The following is a 26,085-nucleotide window of genomic DNA, read 5'->3' as shown; positions in this document are numbered from 1 at the left end:
AATTGTCTGACTGCTTACAGTTTCAGGGGATATAGCATTTTGGCAAGGGCTCTCACGATTTCTTTTTTCTTTTCTAGTAACCAAAATAAAAACCCCCTCAAAACAGCCAAGTTTAATTAGGGCTTGCTGAACGAATCAAATTTTAGCTTGTATTCGACTTGTCACTAAGCCATGCCAAAATATTCGTCCAGCAAGCTCTAATTATTTAAATTATTACATATTTGGCCGCTTTTTTGGGAGGTATATTTAAATTATCACGAAAAATTTTTACTCCTCAGAGCTGGCCCCAATCTATTTTCAGGAATGGTATCATTGGGCAGTCCGCTCTCAATTAGAGCCGATGAAAAAGACAGCCCAAACACTTAAGAAACATGAAAAAGGCATTTTAAGGTGGTTCGTTTCAAAGATGACAAATGGGCTTCTTGAAGGTATCAACAGTTTAGTTCAAGCAGCAAAACGCAAGGCCAGAGGTTACAGGACAACCAAAAACTTTATTGCCATGATCTATGCCACGGTGAACAAGCTCATTATTCAGGTGGGACCGTAAGCAAGGGTAGCTCCTTCTCAACTTAACTGACAGCTCTTCATTCTGTAGGGAGTCTGTCAAGTGCTCTCCTTGACAGACTCCCTACAGAATGGAACTCTATCCAAAGTTGAGAAGGAGCTTACCCTATCATTCTTGGGCAGGGGTGGGTATAGCACTCTCTTGAACCCATACAAATTAGCGAAGAGCCATTTTTTACCGAAAAATGTCCCTATTTGTCTTTTTTTTTGGTATAATTTAATTATGGGAAATTTGTCGTATTTAAAAACATCAAAAAATTAGGGGGATTCTATGGGGGTAATACTTGATGGAGGATATTATGCAATAAAGGGTTTTAATTTTCAGTATGATTATACTTTACTAAGAATTTTAGAACAGTCTAACATTAGTCACCTAGTTGAGATTGAACAATTTGAAGATTACAGCGATGAAAATTATATTGTACAGGTAAAGTATAAAGAAAAAACAGACTTCAGTTATTCAAGGATAAAAAAGCCGGTATGCCAACTTTTGGAAATGTTTAAAACTGATAAAAGAACACCAGTACTATATTCATACTTTAAAAATAAGGGTGAAGAGGAAAAAAGATTAACATTTGAGGAATTAAACAAGATTCTAGGAGATTGCAGAATAAATAATAAGCAATATTATTTTTCAGAAGAATTAAAATTAGAGTTTATATCCAAGTTTTTACTGATTTTTACTCAAAAATACCAAGATCAATTTGAAAAAGTTATCGATAAGATAAAAACTGAGTTTTCATGCGAGGAAGATGAAGCACTTATATATTATGCACAGATGTATAAGTATATAGAAAAGAAAGTTGTAGAAAATCCACCTAGTCAAAAAGCTAAAAGAGTTTGTTCCAAAGATGAGCTTATTCGTTTAATAAAGCAGAATAGAAAAATAATTTTTCAGTCGAGTTATATTGAATTTATGGGGAAAGAAAAGTATTACAGATTAATTAATAAAAAGTATTTTAGAGAAATAAACAGGAATTACCATGAGAGGATTTTTATAATTCAAGTACCAGATACATATAATGTTAGTCAACTTAAAAAGATAGTATTGAAATTGCGAAAAAAATTCTATCTAACAAGTGAACATAAAAATTATTTGTATGTTAAATCACCGGCTCCATATATTTTATTTGATGGCGTTAAGAAAGAGGATTTAAGAGAGTTAAAATTAAAATTACAAAAGGAGGGTTATAAATTTAGCGATGGTTTTAATTTTGAAAATGCTGCTTTCTTTCTTCAAAGCTTAATTGCTAAATCTTCATTACGAAATAATGTTGAAATTAAATTTATTAATGATTTTAAATATCTGACACCAGTATTAACTTCAATAAACAATGTCACAAAGAAGGTTTATTATTTTTATTTGAAAAATAAACAAGAAATTGATATTCGGGAAGATATTATCTATATTCAACAAGAGGACTTTTCTGATATATACGAATTTTTATTCTAGGAGTGACTTTAATGGAGAAAATCAATGCAGAAGTTATCTCTGTAAAACCTGATAAAGTTAAGATTTCTGTAGAAAAACTTGAAGACTTTAAAATTGCCGAAGAAGAGTTGAAAGTTGGTTCGTATTTGCAAATTTCCGATGATAATGATGTGGTTTTAATTGCAATTATAGAAAGTTTTTCAATAGATTTAATAGAAACGAAAAAGACAGATGACAATGGAATGTTATATTATGATTTAGACAGAAAATATATTATTGAAGCTAGCCCATTAGGTACACTTATTGATAATAAATTTGTTAGAGGAGGGGATACTTTATCAATTCCTCCTAAATCTGTAATGCCCGCTGAAGAGAAATATATAACGATGATTTTTGAAAACAGTATAGATAAACAATCAAAGTTCACTTTTGCAAAATTGGCCAATAATAATAAGATATCTGTGCCAGTAGATGGAAACAAATTTTTTAATAAACATTTAGCTATAGTAGGTTCAAGTGGATCGGGTAAATCTCATACTACCGCTAAAATTTTCCAAAATGTAATCAAAGAAAAGAATAATGAATTTCCGGGTCTAAACAATTCGCATATTATAATATTTGATATACATTCTGAATATCATGCAGCTTTTCCAGATGCGAACTTTATTGATATTAATAATTTGGTTATTCCTTATTGGCTATTAAATGGTGATGAACTAGAAGAAATATTTTTAGAATCAGGAGACTTTAATAATTATAATCAAGCTTCAGTTCTTAGACGAATCATTACGGCAAATAAAAAGAAAAATAATCCAGAAGTAGAAAAGGTCTTTTTCGATAGTCCGTTAAAATTTGATATAAATGAAGTTTTATATTGTTTGAAAAATTTGAGTAAAGAAACAAAAAACGCTAAAGTTTCTGATAGATATATGATTAGAGATGGTACATATGAACTAAAAGACGGTAAAACCAATGAGACTTCTGGTATAAAATTAAGCGATGAAGAAAAGTTAGTTAAATATTTCGAAAAGGAATTTGAGTTTTATTCTTCCAAAGCTCAAAACATTAAAAACGGTGATTATGCTGATGGATCATTAGACAAATTTATTTCTAGATTTGAAGCCAAGATTAATGATAAAAGGTTAGACTTTTTATTCGGAATTAAGTCTAAAGAGATTTCTTTTGAAGATACAATTAGAGCTTTTCTTGGGTATGAAAAGGAAAATAATTCCAACGTAACAATTATAGACTTGAGTGGTGTACCATTCGAGGTTCTAAGTATAACTGTTTCATTAATATCAAGATTACTTTTTGAGTTTGGATATTATATAAAAAAAGTTAAGGGTACTAATGATACTCCTTTAATCTTAGTTTATGAAGAGGCTCATAAGTATGCACCTAGAAGTAATTTAGTTAAATATAGGAGTTCAACTTTATCGATAGAAAGAATAGCAAAAGAAGGAAGAAAATACGGTGTAACACTGGCAGTTATCAGTCAAAGACCATCAGAAATATCTGAAACTATCTTTTCGCAATGTAATAATTTTGTAGCAATGCGTTTAACAAATCCTGATGATCAAAACTTTGTTAAAAGGCTTTTACCAGATTCTTTGTCAGGTATTACTGATTCACTGCCTTCATTAAAATCTGGAGAAGCAATATTAATCGGTGATTCTGTTATAATGCCATCAATTGTTAAAATTGATTCATGTGAATTAGAGCCTTCATCTAACGACATAAAATATTTTGAATTATGGAAAGAGGAATGGAAAAATTTAAGTTTCGAAAAGTTATTAGAAACATGGAAGAGTTAATAATATAAATTTAGTACGATAAGGCAAACACTGCTACATCAATATATCTGCGATTACCAATCAAGCCATATCGAATGCGTGTCCCAACTCATTCTAAATTAAGGTAACTAAGCCTTAAACAAAGGAGTGATGTTAATGCGTGTCACTGAACTAAGAAAGCTTATTGAAAAATACAGTAAGGACGATTTAAGTAAGATTATTGTCGAATTGTATAAGTCAATTCCGAAAAAAGTGCGTGATGAAAAAACAGTTGACATGATGTTGGAAGATTTTCAGCGGTACAAAGAAGCCGAAAAGATGAAAAGAAAAAAAGTTAAGGATGTTAACGTCAATGATTTGGAACGTGAAATTGAGCAGTTGCTCCAAAATGCTTATAAGCAAAATTATGTCATCCCTAATCACTATGTCAGCAAAAAGTATCGTTCCAAGTGGCGATTCAAGGTAAGATCATACATAAAGCATTTGCAACAGGTACCCGTTGCAGGAAAGGAGGGAAAACGAGCTACAGATCTACTGGAAGAACTGTATGAAATGTTGTGTTATGGATGTGGCTATTTGATCTTTAACACAGAAAATCCCTTTAGATCTGTTGGTATTGCGCAAGTTGAATTATTCGATATTCTCCTAAAAAGAAAATTTAGTACCGGAATTAATAGAGAGTCAATAAGTTTTGCTATGAAACAAGTGATTAATTGTTATCTGGACATGGACACGCTGCGGTCAGATCTAATCAATGTATTCATTGCGAATCTGAGAACCGCAGATGCGAAAGAAATAGCTATTGAACAATGTCATCAGTTACTAATAGGACTGAAACAGCGAACGATAGCGCCTGCAAAGGAAACATGGGATAATCACGAAAATAGCCGCGAGCGAAAAATAAATGATCTTGTTGAAACTGTTTTTAGGCTGAAGATAGCATTATGCGAATATGAGGCAGCCATCAGTTATTTTAAAAGTAATATCCAGCAACGGTTTAAAGAAGTCTCATTATTTATCTTGCTCAATATGCTTGAAAATTACGATCAGAAAGATTATTGGCTGCGAGAATACGAAACGGCAGTAAAAGAAGGCATAATGCCAAGGGACGAGCTGCAATATACCTATCGATATTTAAAAGAAAAAGGTCAATTTAACGGCTTTCCGAAAGAAGTCTCCCATCCTCAAGGAATGTGAAGGTGCGAATCGCACCAATGAGTAGGTGGGAGATGAGTATGTGTAAAATTTTACTCGCAGGGGCAGATGAGTGGAAAAAATAGGAAGACACTCTATCATCTAAATGTACACCATGAAATGAACATCTAGAGAGAGGTCTTCCCATGGATATTATATCAATAATTGCTGGATTATTAAAGGATACAAAGAGTCTTATTGAATTTGAAGAACAGGTTAAAATTCTGATGCAAAAAGTTTTTACACAATGGGTTGGGGACGTATTTGAGAAGTTAGATCAAACGATTAGACTGAAGAAACAGGCGGAAGGCTGGCAGTACTGCCGGAGTGATTACAGGAGCGTTCAGTTTCTATTTGGAAGTGTGAATTTTAAACGCTCATTCATGCATGACAAGAGAGGGGGTTCGCATTACCCTCTGGATGAATGCTTGGGGCTGGTACCACATCAGAGATACAGCCCGTTAGTGGAATTGAAGGTGGCAGAGCTGGCAAGCGAGAACACCTATCGGAAGGTAGCTGATGTTTTAAAAGAATGGACAGCAGTGAGCCTTAGTCACACAACTGTAGGGAAAATGGTGAAACGCGTAGGAAAAACACAGGCAGAAGCTGACAGGGCACTTGTAGAAGAGCTGGAAGTAGCTGCCTCACTGCCTGGTGGGAAGAAGGTAGACTATCTGTTTTCCGAGGCAGATGGTGTATTTGTCCGGGGACTGAAAAAGAAACAGAGTACGGAAGTCCACCACGCCATTCTCTATGAGGGATGGGAAGCCAATGGCAAAAGGGTCTCCCTGCGTCAGCCAACAGTTATCATGACGACGGAAGCAATCCAGACATTTTGGGATGAAGTGCAAGCCAAAGCTGCCAACACCTACTCTCTTGAAAAAGCGCATGTCATTACAAACAGCGATGGAGGTGCAGGGTATACAGCTGAACGGTTTCAAACAGCATTCTCACAGTCGGAATTTCCGGTGCTCAACCAGCTGGATACCTACCATGTTGCACAAGCCATCGTAAGGACATTCGGGGGCGGAAAGAGCGAGATCAAAGAGCAAATTAGAAAAGCGATTAGAACGCATGACCTAGACCAATTCACATTGTATTTGGATACGCATGAAAGCACATTGACGGATGAAAAGAGCCTTAAGAAAGTCAAGGAGTTTCGTTCGTACATCCTAAAAAACTGGGACCGCATTTTTGACTGGAGGGACAAGGTAGAGAACGTACCGGAAGGTGCGAGAGGCCTGGGGGCAATGGAATCAAATCAAAGGCATATCTCATTCAGAATGAAGAAAAGGGGGATGCATTGGAGTAAAGCTGGCGCCGAAGCCATGGTAAAGGTGAAACAGGGCATGCTTAACGGGACATTGCAGGAAACCTATCTGAAACACCGTTCAAGAAGCGCGAGAAAGCAACGGAGCTTGCAACAATCCATCAGGATGTCTCAACGATTCAAGCAGCCTGTACGCCCGTCAATCGGCGTAAAGCACGGATCAGTTTCCCTGCATTCAAGCCGTTCATCGGCAATGGGGCATTTAAGCAAAATATTAGAGCTTTCGTTTTAAGCCTGGTATGTGGGGGACTGATCGTTGATGCACGCGAAATTTACGAGACTCCTGCGGGAAAAGCGGGCCAGGAGAGACCCCGCAGCGAGGTACGAGCGAGGAGGATCGCCGGCCGCCCGCGGAAAGCGAGTGAATTTCGCGCGCATCAACACCCCCGTTATCAATCTATACGAAAGTGTACAAAAAGAGTGTCTTGGAATCCCGATATTTAAACCTTATCGAGGTAATTGCGATGTTACAGACTCCTTGTAGCCCAAGGGTTTGAAAAAAGGATAAAAAAATTTTCCCCCTAAAAAGAGGGGGAAACAAGCAAAAATGATAAAAAAATAAGGAGTGGACAAAAATTCCACCCCACTGAAACAAAAACAGGTGAACCCGTTTCCCCAGTAGGTTAAAATAGTTTTAGGACTAACATCTTAACACTGGGAGTTAACACTGGGAGGTTCACCTGTATGGCTATTATACCACAAATGAGTCTGTTTACATGGAAAGAAATTGAGATTCTTGGAGATTTAGACCGTCTTCGCCTTGTACTGGACTACATGCCTGATGAAGCGTTCATGCAAAGCCTTGAAAAGAAAAGGGGGAAGGGCCGTAATGACTACCCCGTTCGTGCCATGTGGAATTCTATCTTGGCAGGCATTGTATTTCAACATGAAAGCATTGAGAAATTACGCCGTGAACTCTCCCGTAATGGCCAATTAAGGGAGATGTGTGGCTTTGAAGGGCAGGTTCCAACTTCATATGCCTATACGCGCTTTCTAAAATCCCTAATCCGTGACGAAGAAATGATGGATAAAATGTTTGAGACTTTGGTAGAACAGCTCCTGGAACGGTTGCCGGATTTTGGTAAACGCTTGGCAATCGACAGCAAGGCGATCTCATCGTTTTCTAAACATCCGAACAAGCATGAAACCGAGGATGGTCGCCGGGATCTGGATGCAAATCATAGCCAGAAGGTTTACAGTGGTGTGACAAAAGAAGGCAACCCATGGCAAAAAGTTGTGAAATGGTTTGGCTACAAACTGCATCTGGTGGTGGATGCAACCTACGAGTTACCGGTAACATTCAAGGTTACAAAAGCGTCTGAGTCAGACATTACGGAAGGGCATAAACTCTTAGAGCAAATGGAAGAAAAGCAGCCAAAGCTTCTGAAAACAGCGGAAACGATGGCGGGAGACCGGGGTTATGATGACACGAAGCTGATTACGAAACTCTGGGATACGTATAAGATTAAGCCCATCATTGATATTCGCAATATGTGGAAAGACCCCGACAAAACACGATTACTCCCGGGAAAGGAAAACGTCGTTTATAACTACAAAGGAACCGTATCCTGCGTATGCCCTGAAACAGGTAAACAACGGGAAATGTGCAACGGGGGATTTGAGAAAGACCGCCAGAAACTAAAAAAACTTTGCCCGGCGAAACAAATGGGAGTGACATGTGAAGGCAAGGCTCAATGCCCCGTGGCACAAGGGCTCCGTATCTCATTATCTGAAGACAGGCGTATTTTTACACCCATTGATCGATCGAGCTATAAGTGGAAAAAAGAATACAACAGACGTACAGCTGTAGAGCGCGTGAACAGCCGGCTTGATACTTCTTTCGGCTTTGAACTTCATACAATTCGGGGAATGGCTAAAATGAAGCTGCGTTGTGGACTGGCACTCTGTGTCATGTTAGCCATGGCCTTAGGCCGGATCAAAGAGAACCAGGCTGAAAAAATGAGAAGCCTCGTTTCTTAACTTATCCACATAAAGGAAATCAATTTCAAAAAAAGCGCTTGTGGATCATTGGATTCGTGCGCCTTTTTTTAGATACATTTCTATATTTTTTCAACAATTATCTGATAACAGTACATTTTTTAAGCGTGTAAAATTGACTTTATAGTGAAAATGGGCATATATTTATCTGACAATATTATATTTCTGGTGGTGTTCTATTTGCATTGAAAGAAAAATTGTTAACATCGCAAAAAGCTCTTATCGAGAAAAACTTGACACATACGTAATTATTAGGTGAAATAGATAGACATCTTTGTAATATGGTAAAATAGAACTAATGATATCAACGGAAAGTATATTTGTACAGGATATTTGAAATGGGGGAGGTTAAATGAGTACATATTATCATAGCCAATACTATGCATATGAATTAACTAAACAAAACTCTTCTTCTTCAATTGGACGACTCAACCAATCGTTAATAAATGCAACGGTGGATTTAAATCCCCATCAAGTTGAAGCAGCATTATTTGCTTTTCGCGCACCACTTGAAAGAGGCGCATTATTGGCAGATGAGGTTGGATTAGGAAAAACTATTGAGGCAGGACTAATTGTTAGTCAATTGTGGGCTGAAAGGAAAAGAAATATTTTAATTATAGTACCGCCTCCTTTACGTAAACAATGGAGTCAAGAATTATTGGAAAAATTTTACATACCATCTATTATTTTAGAAAATAAAAATTTTAAAGAGATGCAAGCTGCTGGAATAATGAATCCTTTTTATCAACAAGATATGGTAGTTATAACGTCTTTATATTTTGCGAAAAATAAAGCAATTGAATTAAGAAGAGTTAATTGGGATTTAATAATTTTTGATGAGGCACACCGTTTAAGAAATGTTTATAAAAAATCTAATAAAATTGCTCGTGCATTACGTTCTGCAACAGGAGGTTTTCCAAAATTATTATTAACAGCTACTCCATTACAAAACTCCTTAATGGAACTTTACGGATTAATCAGTTTTATTGATCCACATATTTTTGGGGATGAGATCTCTTTTAGAAAACAGTTTTCCAGAGGAACGAAAGAGTTGTCACAAGCTGATTTTATTGATTTAAAGCAACGTATAAGTCCCGTTACACATCGAACTTTAAGACGTCAGGTTACAGAATATGTAAAATACACTCAACGTATTCCAATCACACAAAAGTTTATGCCGACAAATGAAGAATGGGAATTATATGAAAAAGTATCATCATATTTACAAAGAGATTTGTTATTTGCTTTACCAAAAAGTCAGCGTTCTTTAATGACATTAGTTATTCGGAAAATTTTGGCTTCTTCAACTTTTGCACTAACTGATACACTTCAATCGTTAATAAAAAGTTTGGATGAACTTTTAATTGGGAAAATACAAGATAATCGATTAAATAACGAAGAAATAATTTATCAAGATATTGACGAACTTGATGATACCATTGAAGAATGGAACGAAGAAGAAATTGAAATAGATGAACTAACGGAAGAAGAGATAATTAATTTAATATTATCAGAGAAAAGAGAGTTAGAATCCTATTATGAATTAGCAAGGTCTATTACAAAAAATTCCAAAGGAGGCGCATTACTCCTTGCATTAGATGAAGGCTTTAATAAAATGAGAGAATTAGGAGCTAATGAAAAAGCAGTTATATTTACAGAGTCACGAAGAACACAAAGATATTTAAAAGAGATGCTAACAGAAAAAGGGTATAACGTTGTTATGTTTAACGGTCAAAATTCAGATTCAGATGCAAAAAGAATCTATGAATGGTGGATAGAGAAACACCAATATGATGGTAAAATTACGGGATCAAAAACTGCTGATATGAGGGCAGCGTTAGTTGAATATTTTCGTGAGCATGCTGATATCATGGTTGCAACTGAATCTGCTTCGGAAGGAATAAACCTTCAATTTTGTAGTTTAGTAGTAAATTATGATTTACCATGGAATCCTCAAAGGATAGAACAAAGAATTGGAAGATGTCATCGTTATGGACAAAAATATGATGTAGTTGTGATAAATTTTTTGAATCAAAAGAATGCTGCAGACCAAAGAGTTTATGATTTACTTTCAGAAAAGTTCAAGCTGTTCGAAGGATTATTTGGTTCATCTGATGAAATTTTGGGTTCGTTGGAGTCCGGAGTTGACTTTGAAAAACGGATACAAGAAATTTATCAGAACTGTAGAACTGCAGAAGAGATTGATGATGCATTTAACAGGTTACAAGAAGAATTGGACGAACAAATACGAATTAAAATGCAAGACACACGTATAAGTTTAATGGAAAACTTTGATGACGAAGTAAGGGAAAAGTTAAGAGATAATTTTGAACAGACAACTATACAGTTGAATAAGTTAGAGATATTTTTATGGAATCTTTCAAAAATTGAGGGTCAAAGAGAAGCGGTATTTGATGATAATTCATTAACCTTTATTATAGATAAGAAAAAGTATCAATTGATGTCCCAAATAAAAAAGGAAGAAAGTACTAATAATGTTGTTCACTATCGGTTATCCCACCCTTTAGCTGAAAAATGGGTTAAACAAGCCAAGGGTAGGGTGTTAATACCAAAAGAGGTTACCTTTAGATACTGTGATTATCAAGGTAAGATTAGTGTTATTGAATCGTTAGTTGGCACTGACGGCTGGCTTTATTTAGATTTGCTTAATGTAGAGTCTGTCGAAACTGAACAGTATCTAATATTTTCAGCTGTAGATAATAGTGGTAACCAGATTGACCAAGATATTTGTGAGAAATTATTTTTATTACCAGCGATTGAACATGAAGAAATTGAAATACCTAATTCTATAAATAATACACTTCAATATATTAAAGAATGTCAGGTAGAAGCGGTATTAAACAGTATAATGGAACGAACTGCAGAATATATGGATTCAGAATTAGAAAAATTAGATAGATGGGCTAAAGATTTAAAATTAAAACTTGAAGCGGAAATTGATGAACTTTCTGTAGAAATTGATTATCTAAAAAAGGAATCAAAATCAATTCGAAATTTACAAGAAAAACTAGGAATGAATAAAAAAATTAAAGAACTTGAAAAGAAACGAAATGATATGAGAAGAAATTTATATGATCAGCAGGATAAAATAGATGAACAAAAAGATTTATTATTTGAAGGAATTGAAGCTAAACTCCAGCAAAAAGTTACGAATAAACATTTGTTTGGGCTGAAATGGAGAATTTATTAGAAAGAGGTGTGGGGTTTGAATAAAACTCGACTTGAATTAACATGGATTGGTAAAGAAAAAAAAATAAACTTGGAACCCAGAATTTTACTTGAGGATTCCGAGTATTCCTATCATGCAGATAAAAAATATACTGAAGAAGATTTGTTTGATAATAGATTAATTTATGGGGATAATCTCCTTGCACTGAAGGCACTAGAGGAGGAGTTTACAAATAAAATTAAATGTATTTATATTGACCCCCCATATAATACGGGTAATGCATTTGAACATTACGATGATGGAATAGAGCATAGTATTTGGCTTTCGTTAATGCAAGCAAGGTTAGAAATCCTTTACCGTTTACTATCAGATGATGGTGTTATTTTTGTCAATATTGATGAAAACGAGCATGCTTATTTGAAAATATTAATGGATAGTATTTTCGGAAGAAGCAATTTTATAGGAGATTTAATTTGGAAAAAAAGGAAAGGAGGAGGGAACGATTCCAGATATATTGCTTTAGATCATGAGTATATACTGGTTTATGCAAAGGATAAAGAAAAACAGGTGAATAAATGGAGAATTAGTTATGATGAAAAATATTTAAAAAGATATAAAGAAGTTGATGCTAATGGAAGATATTATTGGGACACATTGTCAAGACCGGGGTTACAAAATCCAATAATTATTAAATATAAATGTGAAGATGGAACTGAATTAAAGATTTATTCTCAAAAATCCGAAGAAACATTTTATAAAGAATTACGTGAAGGTAATATAAGGGTAGTTAAGGGAAGGAATGGTTGGACTGCGCATCACAAGGTTTATATGCCTAAAGAAGGAAAGGTATTACGTTCTATTTTAGACGAACATGGAACTAATAATGATGCAAAAAAAGAAATGGAATCTATTTTTGGTAGTAAAAGGGCTTTTGATTACCCAAAACCAGAAAAATTAATTATGACCTTAATTGGTTTAGTTACAGAAAAAGGAGATTGGGTATTAGATTCATTTGCTGGTTCAGGAACTACAGGTGCTGTTGCACATAAAATGGGGCGCAGATGGATAATGATTGAATTAAAAAACCATTGCTTTACACATATAATACCAAGAATGAAAAAAGTTATTGATGGTGTTGATGAAAGTGGTATTAGTAAAATAGTTGATTGGCATGGTGGCGGAGGATTTAGATTCTATAAATTGGCTCCAAGTCTTCTGGAAAAAGATAAATATGGTAATTGGGTTATTAGTAAACAATATAATGCCGAAATGTTAGCAGAAGCTATGTGTAAGCTTGAAGGATTTAAATATAATCCTGATAAAAATTTATATTGGAAACATGGCCAATCAACTGAAAATGATTTTATCTTTGTTACTACACAATTTGTTAATCAACAGTTAGCGGATGATATTGCTGACCAAATGAAGGAAGATGAAACATTATTGGTCTGCTGTAAAGCATTTAATGTAAACCAAGATGATTTTCCGAATATCACATTTAAAAAAATACCTCAATCTGTGTTGGAAAAATGCGAGTTTGGAAGAGACGATTATAGCTTAAATGTTGAAAACCTACCTATGATGGAAAAAGAGCCTGAGCAGATAGAATTATTTGATGAGGGGGATGTAGAATGAATCGTTTTGTTAAGCAAATCTCAAGTCGTCTTAGCCTGCGAGACCCACAAAGGGAATCTTTGGAAATATTAGCGGAAGTAGTAGATAACATCTCCCTAGAAAAAAATACATCCACTGAACAAGTTCAGCGGAAGCTTAACATTATTAAAAATCTTTTTCCAAGTGTTGAGGACTTTGAAAGGGAGTTTCCATCGATTTGTTTTGCCCTTGCTACTGGTGTTGGAAAGACTAGACTTATGGGAGCGTTTTTATCGTATCTATATATGGCAAAAGGAATAAAAAACTATTTTATTTTAGCACCAAACTTGACAATATATGAAAAATTAATTCAGGATTTCACACCGAATACTAAAAAATATGTTTTCAAAGGGATTTCGCAATTTGCTACAAAAGAACCATTAATCATTACAGGTGAAAACTATGAAGAAAGTGCAATGTGGCTGCTTGACCCAGATAGTGTAAAGATTAATATTTTTAACATCTCAAAAATTAATACAGAGGTAAGAGGTGGAAATTCTCCTCGAATTAAAAGACTAAGTGAGTATATTGGAGAAAGTTATTTTGAATATTTATCTTCATTACCTGATTTAGTCTTATTAATGGATGAATCACATCGTTATCGGGCTTCAGCAGGAGTTAGAGTATTAAATGAATTGAATCCAGTTTTAGGGTTAGAACTAACGGCAACACCACAAGTTGAAAAAGGGCAGAGATCCATTCCATTTAAAAATGTGATTTATAGTTTTCCATTATATATGGCAATGGAAAAGGGTTATGTTAAAGAGCCAACTGTTGCTACTCGTGAAAACTTTGATCCATCTAATTATTCTGATGAGGATTCATTAGAACTCATTAAACTTAATGACGGTATATTGGTACATGAAGAAACAAAAGTTGAACTTGAAGTATATGCAAGGGAGAATAATCAGCCCATTGTAAAACCATTCATTCTAATCGTTGCTCAAGATACAGAACATGCTGAAAAATTATTGAATATCATTAAAAGTGATGATTTCTTTGATGGAAAATATAAAGATAAAGTAATTACTGTTCACTCAAAACAATCAGGTGAAGAAAAAGACGAAACGATTCAAGAACTGCTTGCATTAGAGGATCCGAACTCAAATACTGAAATTGTAATCCATGTTAACAAATTAAAAGAGGGCTGGGATGTTACAAACTTATATACAATAATCCCATTAAGAGCTGCTAATTCAAAAACTTTGGTTGAACAATCTATTGGCCGTGGACTTCGTTTGCCATATGGAAAACGAACGGGTGTTAAAGCGGTTGATAGATTGACAATTATCGCTCACGATCGATTCCAAGAAATTATTGATGAAGCCAACAATCCGAATTCTATCATTCGCAAAGGTGTTTACATTGGCAAAGATGTTGCAAAATCACAAAAGAAGGTTGTTTCTGTTGAATCTAATGTAAAACAAAGTATTATTCAAAAGATCGCCGGAGATGACTTAAATAAAGAAGATGATAGTGCTAAGAAAAGAGTAGAAATAAAAAGAAATATTGCAGAAACAACACTTAGGACAATTCAAAAGTTAACTGAAATTCCATCTAATACACATTTAACAAAACCGGAAATAAAACAAAAAATTATTAAAGAGGTAAAATCTACATACCCTGTAGGTCAGATAGAATTTGTTTTTGAAGATCAATCAAATATAGTTGAAGAAATTGTTGGCACTGTTACTGAATACATTGTTGAGAAAACAATAGACATTCCAAAAATCATTCTTCAACCGAAAAACCAAATTACTTGGGGTTTTAAAGATTTTGATTTAGATGTCGCAAATATTAATTTACAACCAGTTACGCAAGATATTCTATTGCAAGAACTTAGAACTAGGCAAAGAGATACGCTGCATTTCAAAGTGGAGATTAATGAACATGAACCATTAGAGAACTATATTATTTCTAGATTAATTGATTTTGATGATATATCATACGAAGAGCATGCTGATTTGCTTTATAAATTAGTAGGTCAGTTAATTGATCATCTAAGATCGTACTTAAAAGATGACAATGATGTGAGAAATGTTTTGTTATATAATCAACAACTATTAGCAAATAGCATACATTCACAAATGTTAGAGCATTATGTGGAATCAAAAGTCGAGTATGATGTTCATGTGAGAAGTGATTTCGAAGTACTTAAAACAAATACCTTCTCTGTGGATATTGATGAAGAGGTTAGAGATTTCCGAATACCTGTGAAAAATCCTTCAGCAATAAAGGGAATGAGCTTTGGTGGGTTTAGTCGCTGTCTATATTCAATTCAAAAATTTGATGCAGAAAATGAGCGCCGATTTGCCGTTATTTGTGAGCAGGATCCAAAGGTGAAGGTTTGGTTTAAACCAGCTTTAAATCAATTAAAAATTTATTATAATCAAAAACAATCATACAATCCAGATTTTATAGTAGAAACGGAAGATAAAAAATATCTGGTAGAATTGAAAGCAGCTAATAAAATTGATAGCGATAAAGAAGTAGAGGCAAAAAAACATGCAGCGATTGAATGGTGTAAGTATGCAACCAAACATGAAATGCAAAATGGTGGTAAAGAATGGGTTTATTTATTAATACCACATAATGATGTGAATGAAAATATGACAATTGCCGGATTAGAAGCAAGATATTCAAGAAAATGAAAGCACTCTCTAATTCGGTAAAATAAGCAGTTCGTTAATTAGTGTTTCGGTAAAGTACTCATCGAAGTATCCTTCGATGCTTGCTTTACCGAATGTTATTATCAAGAATCCCTTGATATCAAAGGGTTTAACCAGTTCTTGAATTTTACTCAATAAGCTAACCGGTGAATTACTCGGTAAAGTAAGCAGTGATAAGATAAATTATTCGGTAAAGTAAGCAGATATTTTTTTGTATTGGAGGGATATGAAAGTGAGAGATCCGAAGAGGATTCCAAGGATATTAACTCTGTTGTTCAAAATATGGGAACAACAACCGGATTTACGATTTAATCAGTTAGTTCAAAATCTACAAGCCTTATATTCTCAACAAAATAACAACTTTGGTAAAAGACATTTTTATGAAAAGGATGGAGAGATTACTTACCAGAATTATTATAGGGCTTGCTGAATAAGCAAAAATTCCAGATTTGACAAGGATTTTGGCTACTTTTGTCGAATATAAAGTGTAAGGATTTCAAAGGAAACACGTAAAAAACCTTGCACTTGGAGGCTGTTACGATGTACAAAAAGACCGAACATCAATTAACTTTTGTAGATGATTTTTTTCTACCATTCGGTGGGAAATGAAATAAAGAAAATCGCTGGGTCCGTCTTGCTGAAATGATTCCTTGGTGGATGGCCGAAGAAAAGTATGCCAAGTCCTTCAAGAAGAAATTCAAAGGCGAAAAGGCTTATTCTGTCAGAATCGCTCTTGGGGCTCTTTATATCAAAGAACGGCTTGGGCTGTCTGACCGGGAAACAGTCGAACAGATCACAGAAAACCCGTATCTTCAGTATTTTATCGGCTTGCCTGAATTCCAGGAAAAAGCCCCATTCGACCATTCTCTGATGACTCGTTTTAGAAAACGTTTGGGCGCAAATATCATCAACGAACTGAATGAATGGATCGTTCTGGAAGAACAAAAACGCCAATTGGAAGAAGCATCTAAGGAAAACGACAACAATGATGATCAGGATCACGACGATGACGATCATGATGATGAAGATCGTAATGATCATGATCATGATCGTGGCGATCTTCAGCCTTCCGGTTCCGATTCAGAAAAGCATTCAACTGAATCGGCTTCTCCCAAAACGAAGAACAGAGGAAAGCTCATTTTGGACGCAACCTGTGCACCGGCTGATATTGCTTACCCTACAGACCTCGGGTTGTTGAACGAAGCCCGTGAGAAATTGGAACATATCATTGATGTCCTGCATGAACCACACAAAGGGAAATTACGTAAGCCACGGACCTACAGAAAAAGAGCCCGCAAGGACTATCTTTCTGTCGCTAAGCAACGTAAAGCTGGCGCCCGGAAAATCCGGAAAGCTGTAGGCAAACAGCTCGGATATGTGAAACGAGATCTGGAGATCATTAAAAATCTTGTTTCCCAAAGCTCTCTGTCTCTTTTAAGCAAAGATGAATACAGGCAACTTCTCGTGATTCATGAACTTTACCGCCAACAGGCAGAAATGTACAAAAAGAAAACACACCGGGTTGACCACCGGATTGTAAGCATTTCCCAGCCACATGTCCGTCCAATTGTGCGCGGCAAGGCAAAAGCGAACGTGGAGTTCGGTTCAAAAGTCGCCATCAGTGTCGTAGATGGTTATGCCTTGATTGAGCACCTCGACTGGGAAAATTACAATGAAGGGACCACTCTCAAGGAATCTGTTGAAAACTACTACAACCGGTTCGGATTTTATCCGGAAGCGATCTTGGCAGATAAAATTTACCGAAACCGTAATAATCTGGCATACTGCAAATCTCTTGGCATTCGTCTGAGTGGGCCAAGGTTAGGACGCCCATCCAGAACGGAAGACAAAACCTTGGAACGCGTCGCAAGGCAGGATGCCTCTGAACGTAATGCCGTTGAAGGCAAATTTGGCGAAGGCAAGCGCAAGTATGGGCTGGGCCTTATTCGAGCACGCCTTCAGGAGACCAGCGAAACAGTAGTAGCCCTTCAATTCCTCATACTGAATCTGGAGCGCAAGCTCAGGGTTCTTTTTTTGAGATTTTTACACAACACTATTTTATATTTTGATAATCGGAATTTGGCTTGTATCTGACCAAATTTGATTCGTTCAGCAAGCCCTATATTATGAGTAGTTCTATAAGGTGGGAGGGATAAGATGAAAACAAAACCAATTAAAAAAGGAAATAATATTCTTTTCTGTAATATTAATAATGAAAATAAAGTTCTTAAACCCCAAGATGTGGTCACTACTTGGAATAATAGTTTTAAAGAAGTTCTTGCTGACGGTAATAATCAAATAGGACTGAGACCACCTCAATTTGGAGCAATTTGTGCAATTCGCTCATTTTGGACAGTTAGTAGAGAAGCAGCTACTATTGTTATGCCTACTGGAACTGGAAAAACAGAAACAATGTTAGCTACAATTGTTGCCGAAAAGTGTTTAAAGACTTTAATTGTGGTTCCTTCTAATCTACTTAGGCAACAAATTTTTGATAAAGCAAAAACATTTGGGGTTCTTTACCAAATTGGTATTCTTGATGACAAATATGTTCTGCCGCCCAATGTTGCGCTGTTAGCAAGTCAATTTGATAATTTTGAGGAATTTAGGGAATTTGTTGATCCAGCTAATATTATTGTTACAACTATGCAATTAGCGAATTTATTCCCAGATGAATATAAGAAATACCTTGCACAAGAATTTGATACTTTAATAGTTGATGAAGCACATCATATTAGTGCAAAAACATGGAGTAAATTCAAAAGTTTTTTTGTTAATAATAGAATTCTTCAATTTACGGCAACTCCTTTCAGAAATGACGAAAAAAAGATGGATGGAAAAATTATATATAATTTTCCTCTATCAAAGGCTCAAGAACAAGGATATTTTCAACCAATAATGTTTTATCCATTAGAAGAATTTAATGATAAGAAAAGTGATGAAATGATAGCGAGGGAAGCAGTTAAGCTATTGGAAGAGGACATTGATGCTGGATACGATCATATATTATTGGTTAGGGCTAGTACAAAAAATCGTGCAAAGGAATTATACGATTCTATATATAATAAGAAATATAAAAAGTTTAAACCAGTTTTGTTAATTAGTGGTCTTAGTGATAGTGAAAAGAGAAAAGGGATTCAAGCTTTGAAAAACTTAGAATCTAGAATTGTAGTTTGTGTAAATATGTTTGGAGAAGGCATTGATATACCAAACTTAAAAATAGCGGCAATCCATGATAAATACAAATCCCTTCCTATAACTCTTCAATTTATTGGGAGATTTGCCAGAACAAAAAAAGGTTTAGGAGATGCAAAAATTGTAGCAAATATTGCAAATGAAGAAGTGCAAGAAGCTATAAGAGATTTATATAATAGAGATTCAGATTGGAATCAATTACTATCAATCAAATCAGAAGGGCTTATCAATCGTGAAATAGCTTTACAAGATTTAGAGGAAAGGTTTAAAGGGAACGGTATCGACAAAATTGGTATAAAACAAATTATTCCAAAAGTTAGTATGTATGCATATATAGTAAAAACAAAATCATGGGCATGGGAAAAGTGGACTACAGTTCTCGATGAAAATATATGCAAGTACTATATTAACGATGAAGAGAAAGTTTTAGTCATTATTGAACCGAAAGAAAGTAATGTTGGATGGACTACTCAACATAATATTTCAAACCTTAGTTGGGAATTATATGTAATTTACTGGAATCAAGACAAAAATGTTGCTTTTGTTAATGCCACAGATAAATCTTTAGCGAATAAGCTTGTTGAAGCTATTTTCGGGGAGAGTAACAGAATAACTGGAGAAAATATATTTAGATGTCTATATGGTATTAATCGTCTTATGCTTGCGACGGTTGGTTTAAACTCTGCCATTAATGGCCCAATAAGATACAAAATGTTTGCTGGCGTAGATATAGCACAAGGTTTATCTGAGGCCTCAAAAAGTAATAGTTATAAGTCTAATCTTTTTGGAGTCGGATACAATGGCAAAGGAAAGGTTAGCATTGGTTGTTCCCATAAAGGGACTATTTGGGCGAAATGGGTTGAAAGTATAGATTATTGGATGAATTGGTGCAATGAGATAATAGACAAAGTTTTAGATCCTACTATTGATCCTCAAAAAATACTAGAGGGAGTATTAGTTCCTAAAGTCATCAAGGAACTTCCAAATGAAATTCCCTATAGAATTGATTGGCCATTGGAGTTAGATTTTTTTACTGATGATAATTTATTTTTAGAACGAGATGGAATTAAAATACCTATATACGAAGTTGATATTAAATTGCCAGAAATACAATCAAAAAAGGATGTATTACAATTCTATGTTGGAAATGAAGGTTTTAAAGAGAACTTTGAATTATCAATATCGGATAATTCTTTCCGAATTAAATCAGTTTCCAAAAATAAGACAAGAATTGTTAAGAGCAAGAAAAAACTCTTCTTGCTGATTTCTTTCAAGAATATCCGCCAATAATTAAATTTGTAGACCAGTCAACTCTTGAAGGAAATTTATATGTAACATTAAAAGATAGCCATGAGGACAAGAGTTTTCCGTCAAATCAAGTTTTTTCTTGGGATTGGAAATCAATGGGGGTAAACATTAAAAAAGAATCACAGACAATCGAAAAATTTTCTGATTCCATACAATATAATGTCATAAAAAAATTACTAGATACTGGTGACTCCTGTATTGTTTTTGATGATGATGATGCGGGGGAGATTGCCGATATAATTGCTATAAAGGAAAGTGAAAACGATATTATTTTTGAATTTTATCATTGCAAGTATTCTCACGGAGATTCACCCGGTTCGAGAGTTAGTGATTTATATGAAGTCTGTGGTCAAGCAGAAAAGTCAGTTATTTGGAAACAAAATACTAAAGAAATTGTGAAAAGAATGCGTAAAAGAGAAATTCAAAGGATGGAAAAAAGTACTGTATCACGATTTGAATTAGGGGATCTTGATAAACTAAAAGAAATAGAGAACAAACTAAGAGTGTATGGTTCTAAATTAGAAATAAATATTGTTCAACCGGGAGTGGATAGTAAAAAGATAACTGGGGATATGGATAGAATTTTAGTTTCTACTCAATCTTATTTGCTTGATACATATGGAATTCGGATGAATTTGATATGCAGTTAGTTTAAAAACCAATTACAGGTATTATTCTTTAACTTTTAAATCGAATGCTTACCATTAAACAGGATCTATCAGGAAACTGTGGCTCAATCATTAAAGTGTTATTATTGAAATCCACATTGAAAGAATAAGGAGGAGACGGATTGAAACTATACATATGTGAAAACGATTTCGATTTACACCACGGTTACAAGACTGGATTCTTTGAAGGATTTTTGCTTAATAGAATGGTAAGAAATTTGGAGATTTGCTCTTTCTTTAACTGTTTTTTAAACAAGAATACACAACATTCGTGTTTTATAAACCTATTAACCTATTAACCACATAGAATGTTACTAATAGGATTTGAAATTGTGATCTGTAAATTTTAATTAGGTTAACACACCACTAAATCAATATGTTTTAAATTCTTGTTAGATAACCTTGATGAAGGAAGGATTAATAGTTAACAAGATACATTACAGATATATTCTACATAAAAGGGAGTAATAGTTTGTGTCAAGAATTAATAGAAATGATTTATGCCCATGTGGGAGTGGAAAAAAGTATAAAAAGTGTCATGGAAGTATAAAGCCGATAAGTGAACTATTTAAAGATCCACATGTCGAATGTATTTGTGGAAGTGGCTTACATCCTTATGATTGTTGTGGGGCATACCTTGCTTCTATTCAAAGAATTAAACCTTCTATAAACGAAAGCCAGTATATCATAAAACGCATATTCCGCACGTAAATTTTTCCATTTTAAGATTTTTTTAAAGGAATTTTCTCCTTCTTTGTAGAATTGAATGATTATCTAAACTAGGGGAAGACGAGGAAATTTTTATGTCAGATCAAATTTTAACCTTACATGTGGGGTGTCTCAACTTTTATCTAAACTGTGTGATGAAATAGAACTCGAAAAAACCATTAATGATTTAGTCAAATGGGATTCTGTCCGTTGTCATATCTCACCCGGAACAAGGATAAGCCCTTGTCTTAAACATTTTATGCAGTGGCAAGCCCCTTTATAAGGTTCATGAATTCTATCAAAACCTAGATTCTGAGATGCTTTTCGATACATCGGTTTCACCCGATCAATTAAATGATGATGCATTAGGAAGAGCATTAGATTACTTGTATGAAGCCGAAGCATGGAAAGTCTATTCCACCCTTGCATTAAAAGCACTAAAAAAATTGAATCTTCCTATTGGTATACTGCATAACGATACAACCTCAATTTCTGTTTACGGCGAATATAAGCAACCGAAGGAAGATGGACTGCAAATTACGTACGGGTATAGTAAGTACCTATATACTGACTTAAAACAAATCGTTCTGGGGATGGGGGTCACACCTGAACGAATTCCTATCCTTGCAAAAGTAGAAAATGGGAATACTTCGGATAAATCTTGGAATGTGGAATTTATTCAAAAGATGAGAAAAATCCTTTCCCATGAAGATTGGAAAAATCTCATTTATCAAGCCGATTCTGCATTAATCACAACGGAAAATCTAGCGGAAATTCAACAACAAAATTTATCGTTTATTTCCCGTTTACCTGATACATTCGGTTTAAGCACAGAACTAAAGAAAGAGGCATGGTTGCTCAACAACTGGGAAAGGGTAGGCTCACTTAGCAATAAAAAAGACGCAGCTATTTACCAAATTCAAGCTTTTGAAAGACAAATTCAAAACCTTCCTTACCGGTTTCTTGTTGTCCACTCAAACAATTTAGATCAACGAAAAGAGAAAACCCTAAATCGGGCGATCGAAAAGGAAGAAATACAATTAAAAAAAGAGATAGAAAAACTGAGTAAAGTTATCTTTCATTGTAAAGAGGACGCACTAGAAGCAATTCAATCTTTTAAGAAAAAACAAAAGGCTTCATATTTCTGTTATAAACTAAACGTCCAGATGAGTGATCAACCTATCAAACGAAAAAAGAGAGGAAGACCTAAAAAGGACGAACAGACAAAACAAGAACAAATCTATCAAATACAACTGGAATCGTTTGAAAAAGATCATGATTTTATCGAAAATAAGAAAAAAATGCTCAGCACTTTTGTTTTAATCACAAATAAATTAGATGAGGAGACACTATCCAATCAAGAAGTTTTGAGGGTTTATAAAGGACAGTCCTACTGCTGAGACCCGTTTCCGATTAATCAAAGATTCACAAATGATTGATGCCATTTACTTAAAAACCCCGGAAAGGGTTGATACTTTAGGTATTGTGTATGTGATGGCTTTATTAATCTATGGAATTTTAGAATATCGAGTTAGAAAAGAACTGAAAGAAAAGAACCTATCTCTAATCTTGAAAGGAAAAAGGAAACTCTATCAACCCACAGGTACAAGCATTGTTAGAGCAATTAGAAGATATTACCGTGATCCTTATAAATCAAAATCAACAAAAAATAAGGCTCTTACCCGATAATATTGATTCACAAGCCAAAAAAATCATTGAATTATGCGGGTATGATGTATCAATATACGTGTCAAAAAATGTCGAAAACAAAGGAGAATAACACACAATAGGAGGAATTCATGAAAAGAATGTCGAATTGAAAAGAATTTTATCGAAAATTCCTCAAAAATAAGAAGATATCATCCCACCAAGCCATTTAAATATAGTTCATTCAAAAATTAGAATGAACTATATTTAAGACGTGCGAAATGTGGGATAAAGAATAATAGTTATAGTGAAAAATACGCAGGAAAAGTTTATTTTGCTATTTTGTCAACTTTAAAACCAGAATGGAATATTTTTAGAAATTTTTATCTCTATGGTTTGGAAATAAATGGTCGTTTTTTTAGACCTAAAACTCTGGATAATGTCGTTGAAATAAAATCGGATACTTATACCTTTTGGAATATTAAGTGTAATCTAGATTATTCTACGGGAGCATTTTTAAGTTTTAAAAGTTCTTCTAATTTGACAAAGGATGAATTACAAATAGCTGAATGCAATATTTCAATTTCTGAACCAATTTATAAAATAGAGGTTCCAAACATTAGAATTACAAAAGATCACTATTTAAGGTTATTTCATCATACTTCTAAAGATGGGGAGCGAGGGATTACTAGTAGTAAAGAAATATACTTTCGCCATATAACCTTCAAGGGAGTACAAGAAAATTAAAGAACATTCATTTCGCATATTTTACTGATCTCCCTGAGTTGAAATATGAAAGTGACTTATTTAATGTTGCAATGCGTGAAAAAGGTCGAGCAGTATTTCGAACAGATGATGAATCTCAATATGAATATGTAGAAATTTATGAACAGCCATCTTATAAACGAGAAAGGCGTTTAATCTGTTATATTAATATTAAGATGTTAGTTCCAGTCTCTGCTATATACCATCAACAGGGTGGAAGTCAATATATTGAGTTTTTTCACCAGTTCTGAAGAGTAAATTCATCAATTTTTAGATGTTTTATGATAAAATGACTTATCCACATTTAGAAAATTTTTCCATCTATTTTTTCTGCTTTCAAAGTCAAAAAGAGCCGAATTTGCAAATTTCTTTTTTAAAATTGTGGATAACTTCAAAAAAACCTTTTTTTACATCACATCCTTTGCTATAATATAACCATTAAGTAAACCTTACTTGTATTGGCTTACTTAAATGGGTGAAATCCTCGTCTGTTAAAATACGTGTCCGAAACGATTCCAACAGATTTGAGGATTTTTCTTTTGCCGTTTTTTTGAGTGCTTTTAAGATTGACGAACCTTTTTCAAACAGCTGTCTAATAATATCTGTTATTTGAACTAATAAATAATGATTTTTCATGGCTGTGTAGTTTTGGCTATTGGCATGTTCTATATTGTAACGATTATTTTTTTGTTCGTTAAATCCTTGATTTTCAATCTTCCAGCGGCTTCTTCCTGCAGCGATGAGTCGTTCCACGTTCTTTTTCGTGATTTTAATATCCGTTATAAATACATACTCTTTCGATTTCCCATCCTCTGTTTTCATTGTAATTTCCATCAGATTGACCGTTCTGTCTTTGTAGGCAATATCATTCACCCAAACTAATGAATTCTGATCCTTACTTTGTTCCAGCTCTTTTATTGCCTTAAACTCCGTCGAGATACTTTTAATTCTCCCTTCCTTAAATCTGCATATATATTTCCATTTGTGCGCCCTGCACAGATTAAATACCGTTTCACATGCATAGAGACTATCTCCCAAGATACAAATCGGTAGTCTTTTAAATATTTTTTTTATTTTCTTTGCCAGCCCGTCGAAGGCTTTTAATTCACAATCTTGCTTAGAAACATTTTCTGATTCATTTTCGATAAATTCGGAGGCAATACTGAAGACCATATCCCCCACGACAAGCTTGGCTTCAAGTACATGGTGCATATAAAGTACGTTCGTTTCTCCTGTTTCTTTATTTGTATATGCCCGTCTCAGGCAGTGTTTACAATGTTTCTCATGAAAGGTGTGTAATCCAGTTCCATCAATGATGACACCCCAGTACTTTCCTTCAATTCGATAAGACTCGAGAGACCTTTTTTCAATAATTCTTTAATCATATACGTTCTAATTTTTTCTAATTCATTTACATCTAAGCCAGATAAAAAGTCGTTAATTGTATCATAATGTGGAAGTTCTTCAAGAGAATCTAAGCCTAACACCTTCCCTACATTTTTAATACATTCTTCTTTATTAAAACTCTCACTCATGTTTCTCATGGATTTTATAATGGTCATATTTTTCAACATCATCGTAAATAAAAGGACCTCTGGACCATAAGTGATATAGCTTTGATGTCGGTGGTCTGCTACCTTTTTTAGGTTATTCATCAGGTCTTTGAAAAAATGCTTCTGAATTTTAAGGAACTCGAAAAAATAATTTGCTTCTTTTTCACGATTTCTTTTTTCTTTTCTAGTAACCAAAATAAAAACCCCTCAAAACAGCCAAGTTTAATTAGGGCTTGCTGAACGAATCAAATTTTAGCTTGTATTCGACTTGTCACTAAGCCATGCCAAAATATTCGTCCAGCAAGCTCTAATTATTTAAATTATTACATATTTAGCCGCATTTTTGGGGGGAATAGTTAAATTATCACGAAAAATTTTTACTCCTCAGAGCTGGAAGTTATCCACAATTTTAAAAAAG

General features: G+C 34.4%; 14 protein-coding genes and 3 pseudogenes. 15 read left to right on the top strand and 2 right to left on the bottom strand.

Annotated elements, in window-relative coordinates:
* Positions 1 to 271: 271 nt before the first annotated feature.
* The 15 genes and pseudogenes from NSU00_RS13880 to NSU00_RS13810 form a co-directional block, all read left to right on the top strand.
* Positions 272 to 547: pseudogene (locus tag NSU00_RS13880) on the top strand (transposase); the annotation flags it as partial.
* A gap of 288 nt (positions 548 to 835) precedes the next feature.
* The gene (locus NSU00_RS13875) at positions 836 to 2,017 is read left to right on the top strand and encodes a hypothetical protein (protein WP_340703047.1); all 1,182 of its coding nucleotides are present in this window, start codon (positions 836 to 838) and stop codon (positions 2,015 to 2,017) included.
* A gap of 11 nt (positions 2,018 to 2,028) precedes the next feature.
* Positions 2,029 to 3,810: an anti-phage-associated helicase HerA gene (herA, locus tag NSU00_RS13870; protein WP_340703046.1), complete on the top strand. Its 1,782-nt coding sequence runs from the start codon at positions 2,029 to 2,031 to the stop codon at positions 3,808 to 3,810.
* Between the two features lie 135 nt (positions 3,811 to 3,945).
* Positions 3,946 to 4,986: a hypothetical protein gene (locus NSU00_RS13865; RefSeq protein WP_340703045.1), complete on the top strand. Its 1,041-nt coding sequence runs from the start codon at positions 3,946 to 3,948 to the stop codon at positions 4,984 to 4,986.
* 143 nt (positions 4,987 to 5,129) lie between these two features.
* Entirely contained in the window at positions 5,130 to 6,545 is a 1,416-nt protein-coding gene (locus tag NSU00_RS13860) for an ISLre2 family transposase (protein ID WP_340703044.1), read from the top strand.
* Between the two features lie 452 nt (positions 6,546 to 6,997).
* Positions 6,998 to 8,293: a transposase gene (locus NSU00_RS13855; RefSeq protein ID WP_014097075.1), complete on the top strand. Its 1,296-nt coding sequence runs from the start codon at positions 6,998 to 7,000 to the stop codon at positions 8,291 to 8,293.
* Between the two features lie 370 nt (positions 8,294 to 8,663).
* The gene (locus NSU00_RS13850; RefSeq protein WP_340703043.1) at positions 8,664 to 11,522 is read left to right on the top strand and encodes an SNF2-related protein; all 2,859 of its coding nucleotides are present in this window, start codon (positions 8,664 to 8,666) and stop codon (positions 11,520 to 11,522) included.
* Positions 11,523 to 11,537: 15 nt separating this feature from the next.
* Positions 11,538 to 13,136 (top strand): site-specific DNA-methyltransferase, encoded by a 1,599-nt coding sequence (locus NSU00_RS13845; protein ID WP_340703042.1) that lies wholly within the window; start codon positions 11,538 to 11,540, stop codon positions 13,134 to 13,136.
* Positions 13,133 to 15,805, top strand: a complete 2,673-nt coding sequence (locus NSU00_RS13840) for a DEAD/DEAH box helicase family protein (RefSeq protein ID WP_340703041.1) — start codon at positions 13,133 to 13,135, stop codon at positions 15,803 to 15,805. The genes NSU00_RS13845 and NSU00_RS13840 overlap by 4 nt, the downstream gene beginning before the upstream one ends.
* Before the next feature lie 558 nt (positions 15,806 to 16,363).
* Positions 16,364 to 17,917: pseudogene (locus tag NSU00_RS13835) on the top strand (IS5 family transposase).
* A 63-nt stretch (positions 17,918 to 17,980) separates the two neighbouring features.
* Positions 17,981 to 20,308: a DEAD/DEAH box helicase gene (locus NSU00_RS13830; protein ID WP_340703040.1), complete on the top strand. Its 2,328-nt coding sequence runs from the start codon at positions 17,981 to 17,983 to the stop codon at positions 20,306 to 20,308.
* A 113-nt stretch (positions 20,309 to 20,421) separates the two neighbouring features.
* The gene (locus NSU00_RS13825) at positions 20,422 to 20,976 is read left to right on the top strand and encodes a hypothetical protein (protein ID WP_340703039.1); all 555 of its coding nucleotides are present in this window, start codon (positions 20,422 to 20,424) and stop codon (positions 20,974 to 20,976) included.
* Positions 20,977 to 21,468: 492 nt separating this feature from the next.
* Entirely contained in the window at positions 21,469 to 21,705 is a 237-nt protein-coding gene (locus tag NSU00_RS16100; protein ID WP_445684493.1) for an SEC-C metal-binding domain-containing protein, read from the top strand.
* 92 nt (positions 21,706 to 21,797) lie between these two features.
* Positions 21,798 to 23,482, top strand: a pseudogene (locus NSU00_RS13820) (IS1634 family transposase).
* A gap of 209 nt (positions 23,483 to 23,691) precedes the next feature.
* Complete coding sequence (locus NSU00_RS13810; RefSeq protein WP_340703828.1) at positions 23,692 to 24,096, top strand: hypothetical protein; 405 nt, start codon at positions 23,692 to 23,694, stop codon at positions 24,094 to 24,096.
* A gap of 456 nt (positions 24,097 to 24,552) precedes the next feature.
* Here NSU00_RS13810 and NSU00_RS13805 read toward each other — a convergent pair whose 3' ends face one another.
* A complete protein-coding gene (locus NSU00_RS13805; RefSeq protein ID WP_340703927.1) occupies positions 24,553 to 25,428 on the bottom strand; it encodes a hypothetical protein in 876 nt (291 codons plus the stop codon).
* Positions 25,374 to 25,862 carry a transposase family protein gene (locus tag NSU00_RS13800; protein ID WP_340703827.1) on the bottom strand — a complete coding sequence of 163 codons (489 nt, stop codon included), beginning with the start codon at positions 25,860 to 25,862 and terminating at the stop codon, positions 25,374 to 25,376. The genes NSU00_RS13805 and NSU00_RS13800 overlap by 55 nt, the downstream gene beginning before the upstream one ends.
* Positions 25,863 to 26,085: the final 223 nt, after the last annotated feature.

The organism is Weizmannia sp. FSL W8-0401 (genome assembly GCF_038009125.1).
GTDB lineage: Bacteria > Bacillota > Bacilli > Bacillales > Bacillaceae_C > Weizmannia > Weizmannia coagulans.
The sequence above is the reverse complement of the archived record's forward strand: the minus strand, read 5'-3'. Positions and strand labels throughout refer to the sequence as shown.

Excerpts from the sequence above, each read along its gene's own strand:
- NSU00_RS13875 (WP_340703047.1), top strand. The coding sequence starts at position 836 with ATGGGGGTAATACTTGATGGAGGATATTATGCAATAAAGGGTTTTAAT.
- NSU00_RS13840 (WP_340703041.1), top strand. The coding sequence starts at position 13,133 with ATGAATCGTTTTGTTAAGCAAATCTCAAGTCGTCTTAGCCTGCGAGAC.
- NSU00_RS13865 (WP_340703045.1), top strand. The coding sequence starts at position 3,946 with ATGCGTGTCACTGAACTAAGAAAGCTTATTGAAAAATACAGTAAGGAC.
- NSU00_RS13850 (WP_340703043.1), top strand. The coding sequence starts at position 8,664 with ATGAGTACATATTATCATAGCCAATACTATGCATATGAATTAACTAAA.
- NSU00_RS13830 (WP_340703040.1), top strand. The coding sequence starts at position 17,981 with ATGAAAACAAAACCAATTAAAAAAGGAAATAATATTCTTTTCTGTAAT.
- NSU00_RS13860 (WP_340703044.1), top strand. The coding sequence starts at position 5,130 with ATGGATATTATATCAATAATTGCTGGATTATTAAAGGATACAAAGAGT.
- herA (WP_340703046.1), top strand. The coding sequence starts at position 2,029 with ATGGAGAAAATCAATGCAGAAGTTATCTCTGTAAAACCTGATAAAGTT.
- NSU00_RS13855 (WP_014097075.1), top strand. The coding sequence starts at position 6,998 with ATGGCTATTATACCACAAATGAGTCTGTTTACATGGAAAGAAATTGAG.
- NSU00_RS13825 (WP_340703039.1), top strand. The coding sequence starts at position 20,422 with ATGGGGGTAAACATTAAAAAAGAATCACAGACAATCGAAAAATTTTCT.